Genomic DNA, 13329 nt, shown 5'->3' on the forward strand with positions numbered 1-13329 from the left:
GATTTACTAAGCCGGAGGTGCGTGATGAGAATTGGAAAAATACAACTGATAAAAATATCCACCATAGTATCTTTTATGGTGGTTTTTTGTTTGCTTTTATTGCCTTCTTTTTTAATTGCAATCTATCCTAAGGAAGATGGAAGCGAAGTTCCGAAAAAAATAAAATACGATCGAACAATTATGGTTTTTCGAACAGAAAGTGGACAAACGGAAAGAGTCCCATTGGAAGAATATGTAGCCGGAGTAGTAGCCGGAGAAATGCCATCCAGCTTTGAAAGGGAAGCTTTAAAAGCACAAGCTGTTGCGGCAAGAACGTATGCAATCTCAAAGATTCAACGAAGTGGAGATAGTGGATTTCCAAAGGAGCACCCAATGGCGGCACTTTGCGATTCCACGCATTGTCAAGTCTATCGTACTCCAAAAGAACTTCTGCAATTAAAATCAGAAGAATGGATGGAAACTGGTTGGCCTAAAATTCAAGAGGCAGTAGAGGAAACAAGAGGAGAATTAATGTATTATCAAGGAAGTTTAGTAGAGCAGCCTTTGTTTCATTCGTCCAGTGGTGGAAAAACAGAAAATTCTGAGGATGTATTTGTTGCAGCAGTTCCTTATTTGCGAAGTGTTGATAGTCCTTATGAGCAAGAAGCTACTCATCAAAATGAAAAAATTACTTTATCAATAAGCGATTTTCAAAAAAAGCTAAAGAATGCTTATCCTAAATATAATTTTGGTACAATAAATGAAAATTCCATTAAGATTGTAAATCGAAGTGAAGGAGGAAGAGTCGAAAAAATTCAAGTTGGGAATGTAGTTTTAGAAGGAAGGAATATACGGGATGTCTGTAATTTATATTCAGCGAACTTTAACATAAAGCTGAATAATAATGCAATCGAATTTACAACATTGGGGTATGGACATGGTGTCGGCATGAGCCAATGGGGGGCGAATGGTATGGCGCAAAATGGATCCGATTATAAAGAAATTTTAAAGCACTATTATAGCGGTATTGAAATTTATTAAACAAAAATTGATCTTTAATTATAAGATTTAAATTTTTAATTCCCATTCTGATAATCTTTTTTTAAGACAAATTCTGCTACCTTATAAATATCACCAGCCCCCATTGTAAGAACTAAGTCATTTTCTTCAGCGTTATTAATTACAAAATTTGCAATTTCATCAAAGTCCGAAATATAATAGATTTCTTTGTTTGGATAAACTCTCTTAATTTCAGCGACCAATTCTTTTGAACTGATTTTATAAATATTTTTTTCTCGTGCTGCATAAATTTCAGCCATAACTACCTTATCTGCATCACTAAAAGCTTCTGCAAATTCTTCAAATAAGGCAAGGGTTCTCGTATAGGTATGCGGTTGGAAAAGACACCAGAGGTGATTATGAGGAATGTTTTGTGCTGCTTTTAACGTAGCTTTAATTTCAGTAGGATGATGTGCATAGTCATCTACGATTCGAATATTATTTTTCGTAATGCCGATGACATCAAAGCGCCGTTGTGTGCCGGTATAACTATTCAGCGTGGTAATAATATCATCAATCGAAACATCGAGACTATGGCAGCAAGCTGCTGCCGCTAAACTGTTTGCAATATTATGTTCACCTGGAACAGAAAGCTGTAAAGAGCCAAGATACGTATTTTTGTGATAAAGATCATAGGATGGCATCCCTAAAGAATTAAATTTTATGTTTTCAGCATAATAATCACATTTGTCATTAAAACCAAACGTTATTACATTGCAAGTCAAATCATCCAAGATGGATTTAACAAATGGATTGGCGTCATATGCGATAACTAACCCATTTTTAGGAACTAATTTAGAAAAACGATGAAATGAGTTTACAATGTGATCAATGTCTTTGAAATAATCGAGATGATCCGAATCAATGTTTAGAATAATTTCAATTTTTGGATACAAGCTTAAGAAGCTATCCATATATTCGCAAGCTTCTGTAACAAAGTAATCACTTTTTCCAACTTTAACATTGCCATTAAATTCTGATAAATTGCCACCTACTAAAATTGTAGGATCTTTTTTTGAATGTTCTAAAATTAGAGAAATCATGGAAGTTGTTGTCGTTTTGCCGTGTGTTCCGGAAATGGCAATACTGGTTTCATAGTCGTTCATAAGAGCTCCTAAAGCCTCAGCTCTTGATGCTGTGACAATATTTTTTTCCATTGCCGCTTTTAGTTCCGGATTGTCTTGTGAAACTGCTGCTGAATAGATGACCAGGTCGACATGTTCAATGTTAGAGGCTTCATGCTGATAATAAATGGTAGCCCCTAAAGTTTTCAGCTTCTGCGTTAAATCACTTTCTTTCATATCTGATCCGGAGACCTTATAGCCCCGAGCCAAAAAAATTTCTGCGATTGCAGAAAGTCCGATTCCACCGATTCCTATGCAGTGTACGTGTTTAAATTGAGATAGGTTGAGCATATTCTCCTCCATATAAATAAATCCTTTCGGTTATTCATTCTATTCTTTTTTTATAAAATGGTTTCTACTTATTATACCATAAACTGTATAAAAGATGCTGTTAATTTGACAAGAGAACAAAAAACAAATAGAATCAAACTACTAGATGCAATAGATACTATTTTTAAATAATAAATAGAAAAAAGATGACGGAGGATGCTAGTATGAAGCGGACAGAACGTGTGGGTGCAATGGTACAAATTTTATGTCAAAATCCAAATAAGAATTTTTCTTTAAATTACTTTTGTGATTTGTTCCAGGCAGCAAAGTCCAGCATTAGTGAAGATGTAGGTGCGGCGAAAAAAGCAGTAGAATACACGGGACTAGGTCGAATTGAGACAACAGCCGGTTCCAAAGGCGGCATAAAATACGTACCATGGATTTCAGCCGAAGCAACCGAAGCTCTTTTAAAAGAATTGAAGGAAAAGCTTTCGGACAAGAGTCGTATTTTGGGTGGCGGTTTTCTATATACATCCGATATCATGTTTGATGCAGATTTAGTCCGTCGTGTCGGAGAGGTTTTCGCAAAAAAATTTGTATCCTCAGAAGCGGATTATGTAGTAACCATTGAGACAAAGGGAATCCCAGTTGCTTTAATGACAGCCCATATGTTAAATTTACCTATGGTTGTAATTCGAAGAGAAAGTAAAATCTCAGAGGGTTCAACGGTAAGTATCAATTATTTTTCCGGTTCTACAGAACGGATACAAAAAATGTCGCTTGCAAAACGCGCAGTAAAACCAGGGACAAAAGCGATTATTATTGATGATTTCATGCGGGCCGGAGGTAGTGTAAAGGGAATCAGTGATATGCTAAGAGAATTTGAAGTTGAAATTGCAGGGGTTGGTGTAGTGATTGCCTCTATGGAACCGGACAAGAAAAAAATTCAGAATTACTTTACTTTACTTCATTTGGGTAAAGTGGATGAAGATTCCGGAGAAATTGCAATTATGGGAAATGAGGAAATCTTGACGTAATTTGGAAAATTGTGAGAAAAAAGGTTGTGATAAAAGACCGCTTACTGTATAATACATTTATCAACCCATACAAAATAATAGGGGTATGGGTACAGAATTGATCCGGGAGAAAGGGTGGTGTGTCAGTATGGAAATAACTGATGTGAGGATTCGAAAGGTCAATGATGAGGGCAAAATGAAAGCGGTCGTTTCCGTCACGTTTGATGAAGAATTTGTAGTACATGACATCAAAATTATTGACGGACAAAACGGATTGTTTGTTGCCATGCCAAGCAGGAAAATGGGTGAGGGCGATTTTCGAGATATCGCGCATCCATTGATGTCGGAAACAAGAAACAAAATCAAAAATGCAATCTTCGAAGAATACAATCGTATTATAGGAGAAAAAGCAAACGATTTTTTTGATGACCGGCAGCCAGAGGTAATGCAATCCTAAGAATATCGGGGATAAGGCATAAAAAAGCAGCGAATTATTGTATACGCTGTTTTTTTATGTAAATTTTTGGCCTGAAATTGGAATAGAGGGTGATTTTTTACACTTTATACCTTGACATTTTGTTGATATACTTATAATGTAATATAGGACAAGGAGCGTTTAAATATGAGTGACAAGACCAAAGAAATAACTGAAATTTTAAAAGAGCAAGAAGAAAAGCAAAAAATGCGTTTAGAAATCATAATAGAACACCTAAAAAAGGGTGTTGTTTTTATGGACTGGAAAAATGCTTACATTGAAAAATCAGTAACCATTGAAGAAGGAACTGTGATTTGGCCTGGAGTTGTTTTGATTGGAAATACTTCGATCGGTAAAAATTGTATTATTGGACACAATACTAGGGTTGAAAACAGTATTATTGGAAACAATGTCGAAATTCAAAATTCAGTTATTTTGGAAAGTCAAGTGGGTGACCACACGAAGGTAGGTCCGTTTGCTTATTTAAGGCCGAATAGCCGAATTGGGGAACATGCTAAGGTAGGTGATTTTGTAGAAGTAAAAAATTCTACGTTGGGAAATCATTCAAAAGCGTCTCATTTAACGTACATTGGGGATTCTGATGTTGGAGATCATGTAAATTTAGGATGTGGCGTTGTCTTTGTAAATTATGATGGGAAAAATAAGCATCGTTCGGTGGTAAAGGACGGTGCATTTGTTGGTTGTAATACCAATTTAGTATCACCGGTGATGGTTGGAGAAGGTGCTTACATTGCTGCCGGAACTACGGTAACGACGGACATCCCGGATGAAGCTCTTGCGGTAGGAAGAGCCAAGCAAAAGAATATAGAAGGTTGGGTAAAGAAACGGGGATTATTAAAAAAATAAAAAAATGTGATGATGGTCGAAGGAAATGGAGGACAATAATGAAGAACGGCGTGTTCACAGATTACAAAATTTTTACAGGGAATTCAAACCCTGAATTGGCAGAAGAAATTGCGAAAATCATGGGAAAGCCTTTAGGAAAGGCAACCGTTACCAAGTTTAGTGATGGAGAAATTTCTGTCAACTTATGGGAAACTGTTCGTGGAATTGATACTTACATCGTACAACCTACATGTGATCCTGTAAACGATAGTTTGATGGAACTGCTGATCATGATTGATGCAATGAAGCGTGCATCTGCAGGTAGAATCAATGCGGTAATTCCGTATTATGGGTATGCTAGACAAGATAGAAAAGCAAAGGCTAGAGATCCAATCACTGCAAAATTGGTTGCAGATCTTTTGAGTAGTGCAGGTGCGGATCGCGTTGTAACGATGGATTTACATGCAGCTCAGATTCAAGGTTATTTTAATATCCCAGTGGATCACTTACTTGGTATGCCTATTTTAGTAAAATATTTTATGGAAAAGAATTTGGACAACCTTGTTGTGGTTTCTCCAGATCATGGCAGTGTATCACGTGCAAGAAATATGGCGCAGCCACTGGATGCACCAATTGCTATTGTCGATAAAAGAAGACCAAAAGCAAATGTAAGTGAAGTAATGAATATTATTGGAGACATTCAGGATAAAAATGTTCTGATTGTAGATGATATGATTGATACAGCTGGAACTCTTACAAATGCAGCGAATGCATTAAAAGATTTAGGAGCAAAAGAGGTATATGCTTGTGCAACTCATGCCGTTCTTTCCGGTCCAGCAATTGAACGAATTGAAAGCTCTGTAATTAAGGAATGTGTATTGTTAAATACCGTTCAGATTCCGCAAGAAAAGAGAAGCCCTAAGATTAAGGTGTTATCTGTTGCTCCTCTTTTTGCAGAGGCAATGATTCGTATCTTTACAAACGATTCCATCAGTAAATTATTTGACTAAAGCGGTCGACTGAGCTTCTCGTCCGCTTCAGCGCCAATTAGAAATGGTGTTTGCAGGAGGAGATTTTATGTATATTATTGTAGGTCTGGGTAACCCAGGAAAACAGTATGAAAATACAAGACATAATATTGGCTTTATAACGATCGAACAGCTTGCAGAAAAACATGGAATTAGCGTAACAAAAATCAAACATAAAGCTTTGGTCGGAGAAGGAAGAATCTCCGACCAAAAAGTTTTATTGGTAAAACCGCAAACCTTTATGAATCTTAGCGGAAATTCCGTTCGAGAGATTTTAGAATACTATAAAGAGGACGTTGCAAATTTAGTCGTTATTTATGATGATATCGACATTCCTGCAGGGGCTGTTCGAATAAGGAAAAAAGGCAGTGCAGGGACACACAATGGAATGCGTTCCATTCTATATGATATCAAATCCGATCAATTTCCAAGAATCCGAATTGGCATTGGAGGAGAGCGAAAAATGCCTCTTGATCACTATGTTCTTGGAGGGTTTACAAAGGAAGAAAAACCATTGATGGAAGAAGCGGTAATGACTGCTGTGCAAGCTGTAGAATGTATGGTGCAAAAGGGCATAGAAAAAGCCATGAATGAGTATAATGTAAAACCGCGAAAAGAAGGGGATCAGTAGCAATATGAATGATCAAGTTCTGAATGAAAAATTTAGGGGTTTACGTACCTTAACCAGAAATGCGAAAGGTATGTTTCATTTTTCAGGTGTAGCGGAAAGCAGAGTTGCGCCGATTATCGGTGTAGTAACAAAGGAAAGAAAGGGACAAAGTCTAATCGTAACCTCTTCGTATGTGAAGGCAAAACGATTGGCGGAGGACCTGTCTTTTTTTGTTTCGAAAAAAATATATGTAATCCCGGAAGAAGAGCAAAGTTTTCTTAGGTACGATGCAAAAAGCCATCAGTATTTAGAACAAAGATTACGCGCTATTACAGCACTGTTAAAAGGAGAAAACTGCATCATCATTACGCCGGTATCCGGAGCGTTGAAACCAATGGCGCCACGTGATATATTTTCCGCATATGCAATTAAGATTGAAGTCGGAGCGGAAGCGGATATTGAGGAACTAAAAAAGAATTTAACCTACATGGGTTATGAGCGTGCTTCCTTTGTAGAAGCTAAAGGTCAGTATGGGATTCGAGGGGGAATCTTAGATGTTTTTCCTCTCGATTGTGAGTATCCATGTCGTGTCGAATTTTTTGATACAGAAATTGATTCCATCCGTAGTTTTGATCCGCTGACGCAAAGATCTCTGGATACACTAAAGCATATTTCCATTTATCCGGCAGAACATATGGTGGATATTGGCGGAGATGCCTTGTTTGAATTGGGTGCAAAAAAAATAGCCAAGGCGTATGAACGTCAGGTCAAAAAATTACCGGAGGATAAAAGGCAGCGCCTCTTAGCTAGGAAAAATCAAATTTTAGAGTGTGTTCAAACCAGAACAAATAAGCAACTGCTTGAGGCTTACATCCCTTATTTTTATGAAAAGCTAGAGTATATTTGGGATTATATGCAGCCTAAAAGCACTCTGATTGTAGATGATCCGGATCGCATATTAGAAACGTTTGAATTTAGAGAGCGTGAAGCAAAAGAAGATTTTAAAGTACTTTTGGAACGTGGTGAAGCGGTCCCTGAGGACAGTAACATTATTGGTGGAAAAAATTTACTCTTCTCTCTTTATAAAAACGAGACGGTATTTCTTTTTACACCGTTTCAAAAACAGATAAAGGGAATCGACCGATTGGATGGGAGCTTTCAAATTACTTCCAAGCAGCCTCCAGTTTTTAACGGGCGTATGGATTTTTTGGAGACAGAACTCCTACGTTATGTGAAGCTTGGCTATCGAGTCATCCTTTCTTGTTCAACGGAAGAAAGAAATATAAATATGAGAGATTTTCTTTCTCGTTGTGGACTTGAAGAAAAAGTGCAGATTGTTTCAGGACAGCTTGCTTCCGGGATGGAATATCCAGAGGAACGTCTGGTTATTATTTCCGATAGTGATATTTTTGTTCACACCAAGCAAAAACGTGCAAAGAAAGAAAATAAAAATGCAAAGCCAATAAAAGTCTTTACCGATATTCGTAAAGGTGATTTTGTCGTACATGAAAATCATGGTATTGGTAAGTTTTTAGGAGTAGAACAACTAGAGATTCAAGGAAGTAAAAAGGATTACCTAAAAGTTAAATATGCCGGTGAAGATATGCTGTATGTTCCAGTTGAACAAATGGATATCATTCAAAAGTATGTGGGAAGTGATGGTGCAACTCCTAGGATTAATAAGCTTTCCAGTGGAGAATGGAAAAAAACAAAAGCAAGAGCAAAAGCGGCAATCGCAGATATGGCAAAAGAGCTTTTGGAACTATCCGCAGCACGTCAGATGGAAAAGGGTTATGCATTTTCATCAGATTCACCTTGGCAGAAAGAATTTGAAGATGCATTTCCATATGAAGAAACACCGGATCAGTTACGATGCATTAAAGAAATAAAAAAGGATATGGAAAAAGAAGTTCCTATGGACCGTTTACTTTGCGGTGACGTTGGTTATGGGAAAACGGAGGTTGCTGCACGTGCAATCTTTAAATGTGTTGCGGATGGCAAACAGGCAGCAATATTAGTTCCTACAACCATTTTAGCAAACCAGCATTATTATACCTTTAAAAATCGTTTCGGTAATTTTCCATTTCATATTGATATGCTTTGCCGTTTTCGAAATGAAAGACAACAGGATGCCATTGTCGATCAAATTCGAAATGGAACAATGGATATTGTAGTGGGAACACATCGCATGCTTTCCAAGGATGTGAAATTTAAAAATTTAGGATTGTTAGTCATTGATGAGGAACAACGTTTCGGTGTTCAACACAAAGAAGCGTTAAAGTTATTAAGAAATAGTGTAGATGTTTTGACGTTATCTGCTACCCCAATTCCACGTACTCTTCATATGTCTTTAGTAGGAATAAAGGAAATGAGTTTAATTGAAGAACCGCCGGAAGAGCGATATCCGGTACAAACTTATGTAATGGAGCAAGAAGATGATGTGATACGTGAAGCCATCCAAAAAGAATTGGATCGCGGTGGGCAGGTATATGTGGTATACAATCGTGTACGAGGTATTCATCGAATTGCAGAGTTAATTCAAAATCTTGTTGCTGATGCGAATGTTGCAATTGGTCATGGGCAAATGGGAGAAAAGACGCTTGAAGATGTTATGATTGATTTTATCAATGGTAAGTATAATGTTTTAGTAGCAACAACCATTATTGAATCCGGTATTGACATTCCGAATGTTAATACGATCCTAATTATTGATGCTGACCATTTTGGTTTGTCACAACTATATCAGCTTCGTGGCAGAGTTGGGCGTTCGAATCGAATGGCATATGCCTATTTACTGTATCAAAAAGATAAAGTTTTAACGGAAATTGCAGAAAAAAGACTTCGTTCTATTAAGGAATTTACAGAATTCGGCTCTGGTTTTCGTATTGCAATGCGTGATTTGGAAATACGCGGTGCGGGGAATCTTCTTGGTATGGAACAGAGTGGTCATATGATGCAGATTGGGTATGAATTGTATTGCAAATTGGTGGAAGATGCCATTCGAGAGCTTGGCGGTGATGTAAGCCAGCCGGAAGAAATCGAAACATCCATTGAATTAGAAGTTCCTGCATTTATTCCGGATTCGTATATCAGTGATGAACTATTAAAATTGCAAATGTATAAAAAAATAGCATTCTTAAGAGATGGAGAAGAAAAACTTGAGGTTGTTGATGAACTTCTAGATCGATTCGGAGATATTCCAATGGAAACAAGTAATCTGATTGACATTGCACTCATTAAAGCGTATGCGAGTCGGCTAGGTATTAGCCGTATACATCAGGAACAGAAAAAGCTGGTATTTGATTTCGAAATAAAAAATAGTCTGACTGCGGATAAAATGGCACGTTTAGTGGAAGCTTACGGTATGAACTTATTAATTTACGGAGGAGTAAAGCCTTCCATAAAATATAATTTAGCAGGCAAGGATAAATTAAATGAAACGTTGAGCTTCCTAAAGAAACTGCTGGGATAAGTATTAAAAAAATGTTATACTATCCCTATGGCATAAGAAAATTAAAATACAAATATGAGGAGATTAAATATGAAATCAAAAAGATGGATGATGATTTTATTGACCTTAATAATGGTGATCAGCTTTACTGCTTGTGGAAGCAAAGCTGATACAACACCTGTTGCGAATGTTGGAGATACGACCATAACAAGAGATCAATTAAGTCAATATATTTCATGGAATGCCTATGCTGCTGGTTATGATTTAAGTCAAATTACCGAGGATAGTCAGAAAGATTATCTAGCATCTTTGATGCTGGAACAGATGGTTGCAGATGAATTAATCAAACAATATTCTGAAAAGAATAAACTGGATGTATTTACAGATACGTATGATGAGGATTTAAAAAACTTTTTGAAATCAGCAAAAGAAAATGCAGATTCCGTTCTTAAATCAGAAGGAATTACAGAAGATACTTTGGTAGCTTTCTATAATTCTCAATATTATGCAAAAGCGGTTTATGATGATTTAAAAGGAAGCATTGAAGATTTAGAAGGACAGGCTAAGGCGTACTATACTGCGAATTCAGCGCTCTTTACTTTAAATGATTTGTATTTGACAGCAAGTCATATTCTGGTGGATACAGAGAAAGAAGCAAAGGAAATTAAAGCAGAGCTTGATAATGGTGCTGATTTTGCAGAACTTGCGAAGGAGAAATCAAAAGATCCTGGAAGTAAGGACAAAGGCGGTGAATTAGGTACCTTCAAAGATGGAGATATGATTCCTGAATTTTGGGAAGGTGCCAAGGAACTTAAGGTTGGTGAAATCAGTGAACCAGTAAAAAGCAGCTTTGGTTATCACATTATTAAACTGACAGATCGAAAAGAGCCTGGATTATCCAGTTTTGAAGAAGTAAAAACGCAAGCAGAGGATTATGTAATTAATCAAAAATATCAGGAAAAGGTTGCTGAATTAAAGAAGGAAATCAAAGTAGAATATTTAGATAAAAAAGAAATAAAACCGGATGAAAGCAATACGGATAATGATACCGAAGAATAATAATTAGGATACAATAAAAGGGAAAGATACTTTCACACGTTAATTTATGAAAGTATTTCTTGAAAAAGAAAAACGGACTCCATATAATAAATAAGGAGCCGTTTTTTTGTGCATAAATATAATGATGAAAATCGGCAAGAAGGAGGAAACATGCAAAATAATTTATTTCAGCTAAGAAAAGTAATCATGGTTATTCTAGGAAATGCAGTTTATGCTTTTGGAGTTGCTGGATTTGTAGTACCAAATGGTTTAATTACAGGAGGCAGTACGGGTCTTGCTTTATTTTTTCATTATCAGTTTAATATTTCAATCGGCCTGTTTGTAGGTATATTTAATATTATCATGTTTGTACTGGGAGCTTGGATTTTAGGAAGAGCCTTTGCATTAACCACGCTTGTCAGTACCTTTTGTTATCCAATTATTTTATCTCTGTTTCAACAGCTTCCTTTTTCAAAAGGATTAACGAACAATCCGATTTTAGCGATTATTTATGCAGGTGGATTAATTGGGTTAGGAATCGGAATTGTACTACGAGAAGGTTCATCTACAGGAGGCATGGATATTCCACCATTGTTGCTTAATAAAAAATTTGGTCTCTCCATATCGGGGATGCTTTATTTATTTGACAGCGGCATTCTACTGCTTCAAATGTTTATTTCAACTAGTGAGCAGGTTCTGTATGGTATTTTAGTTGTTTTAATCTATACCATGGTATTGGACAAGGTGCTTATGGCCGGCAAGATGCAAACGCAGGTTAAAATTGTAAGCGATAAATATGAACAGATCAACGAAATGATTTTAAAAACAATGGATCGTGGTTCCACTTTGATTAAAGCGCAGACCGGATGCTTACGTAAAGATCAGTTTATGGTTTTAACTGTAATATCCAATCGTGAATTACCTAAATTAAATACATTAATAAAGGAGATTGATTCAAATGCATTTATGATGATTGATCAAATCAATGAAGTTCGAGGAAGAGGGTTTACGATAGAGAAACATCATAAAAAAGAAGAATTGTTGAGATAGAATCAAAGAAAAATGAGGAATCCATGAATCGTAGACTAATTCAAACACGAATTGATTGCCCTATTTTGTCAGATGTGTTGTGCTATAATAAATAAGGGAGGACAAAGTTAAGATGAATCAACAATTTGCAGAAAAAATTTCAAAATTGCGAAAAAATAAAGGAATGACACAACAAGAACTGGCAGAAAAATTAGGCGTTACAAATAAGGCTGTATCAAGGTGGGAAACCGGAGAAGGGTATCCGGAAGTCACCTTGCTTGCACCTTTGGCGGATTCCCTTGGTGTAACAGTAGATTATTTGTTTAAGACGGAAAGCCCAAAGTGTATGAATTCAGATGGGGAGAGTCAATTTAATGAAGATAGCGTATTAAAGAACAAAAGTGCATCAAATCATTGGAAAGAAAAACTAGTTTGGGCAGATTTTCTTTCTTATGCACTGCCTCTTTTTTCTCTTTTGTTATTTGTACTTCTTTTATGTATTCCTGGCTTAGGGAGAGGCCTTTCCTTTCTTCTGTTTTTACTTTTTTGGGGATTGAGTCTTTATTTCAGAAAGAATTTTTACTGGAGATTAAAGGAAGAAAATAAAGATGGAACAAAAACTTCCGCTTGGTGCAAATGGTACAAAGTAGTCTGTGCAGTATCTTTTTTTCCGATTCATGCTGTAGTAAACAGCTGGTTTGTTGCATGGATTATACAACATGTAGGAATGGATTTCTTTAATCCTTTTGGTGATAATAACGATGAGAGCTTGACAAGGGTTCGGTTTTATTTAACTATTACTGTAATAGGAGTCTCATTGTTTTTAACAGTAATCACTTACATTGTCGGTATTTGGTTTGTTACCGGAAATGAAAGGGATGTAAACCAACCGATTCGTACTTTGTTATGGTTGTATTACCCTTTAAATGAGTTAAAGAATACACAGCGGTTGAGCCTGTTCCTATTCAATAGCACTTCTGTGTTGTTATTTCTTTTGTTTTTTTATTTCACTTTAGATTTAAATCGGATGGAATTTATAAAGAACAATGCAATCATATTGAGTAATCAAATATGGTTTTTCTTTGCAATATTAATTATATACTGTATCTACGCAGCTGCTTCTATCTGTTTTATGGGTGTTTTGAATCGTAACATTCCTAGGACATATATTATTCGTAATAATGTAATTCTTTTATTATTGTCACTTGGTTTTTATTTTAGTGGGAAAAGTGTTTTTGTTGTAACCAGCACAGGAAGGGTTGTAGATCCGAATGCAGTTATAAATTGGGATGTAGTTTCTCCGACAATCCAGTTAGATGAAAAGATTTTTGCCATTTTCATTTTAACTGTTTTTTTTGTGTATATATTCTTTAATCGACAAGCAAGAAAATCATTATAAAACAA

At 36.2% G+C, this 13329-nt stretch carries 11 protein-coding genes; 10 read left to right on the forward strand and 1 reads right to left on the reverse strand.

The genetic code is table 11. From position 1 onward, the window contains the following. The first annotated feature begins 24 nt into the window (after positions 1-24). A complete protein-coding gene (gene spoIID, locus I2490_RS05550; protein WP_206458779.1) occupies positions 25-1020 on the forward strand; it encodes a stage II sporulation protein D in 996 nt (331 codons plus the stop codon). Positions 1021-1055: 35 nt separating this feature from the next. On the opposite strand, the gene murC is transcribed toward spoIID, so the two are convergent. After that, entirely contained in the window at positions 1056-2453 is a 1398-nt protein-coding gene (murC, locus tag I2490_RS05555; protein ID WP_330634579.1) for a UDP-N-acetylmuramate--L-alanine ligase, read from the reverse strand. Positions 2454-2656: 203 nt separating this feature from the next. Between murC and purR the strand changes: the two genes are divergently transcribed. The 9 genes from purR (at position 2657) to I2490_RS05600 (ending at position 13324) form a co-directional block, all read left to right on the forward strand. After that, a complete protein-coding gene (gene purR / locus I2490_RS05560; RefSeq protein ID WP_206458781.1) occupies positions 2657-3469 on the forward strand; it encodes a pur operon repressor in 813 nt (270 codons plus the stop codon). Positions 3470-3596: 127 nt separating this feature from the next. Continuing rightward, a complete protein-coding gene (gene spoVG / locus I2490_RS05565; RefSeq protein WP_206458782.1) occupies positions 3597-3905 on the forward strand; it encodes a septation regulator SpoVG in 309 nt (102 codons plus the stop codon). A gap of 165 nt (positions 3906-4070) precedes the next feature. Beyond that, on the forward strand, positions 4071-4790 hold the full coding sequence (locus tag I2490_RS05570; RefSeq protein ID WP_206458783.1) for a UDP-N-acetylglucosamine diphosphorylase: 720 nt from the start codon (positions 4071-4073) through the stop codon (positions 4788-4790). Positions 4791-4828: 38 nt separating this feature from the next. After that, positions 4829-5779, forward strand: coding sequence for a ribose-phosphate diphosphokinase (locus I2490_RS05575; RefSeq protein WP_206458784.1), 951 nt, complete (start codon positions 4829-4831; stop codon positions 5777-5779). 67 nt (positions 5780-5846) lie between these two features. After that, positions 5847-6428 (forward strand): aminoacyl-tRNA hydrolase, encoded by a 582-nt coding sequence (pth, locus tag I2490_RS05580; protein ID WP_206458785.1) that lies wholly within the window; start codon positions 5847-5849, stop codon positions 6426-6428. 4 nt (positions 6429-6432) lie between these two features. Beyond that, entirely contained in the window at positions 6433-9879 is a 3447-nt protein-coding gene (gene mfd / locus I2490_RS05585) for a transcription-repair coupling factor (protein ID WP_206458786.1), read from the forward strand. A gap of 69 nt (positions 9880-9948) precedes the next feature. Further along, positions 9949-10917 (forward strand): peptidylprolyl isomerase, encoded by a 969-nt coding sequence (locus tag I2490_RS05590; protein WP_206458787.1) that lies wholly within the window; start codon positions 9949-9951, stop codon positions 10915-10917. Positions 10918-11067: 150 nt separating this feature from the next. After that, positions 11068-11946, forward strand: a complete 879-nt coding sequence (locus tag I2490_RS05595; RefSeq protein WP_206458788.1) for a YitT family protein — start codon at positions 11068-11070, stop codon at positions 11944-11946. Between the two features lie 112 nt (positions 11947-12058). Continuing rightward, complete coding sequence (locus tag I2490_RS05600) at positions 12059-13324, forward strand: helix-turn-helix transcriptional regulator (RefSeq protein ID WP_206458789.1); 1266 nt, start codon at positions 12059-12061, stop codon at positions 13322-13324. The last annotated feature ends 5 nt before the right edge of the window (positions 13325-13329 follow it).

Source organism: Anaerovorax sp. IOR16, assembly GCF_017168145.1.
GTDB lineage: Bacteria > Bacillota > Clostridia > Peptostreptococcales > Anaerovoracaceae > IOR16.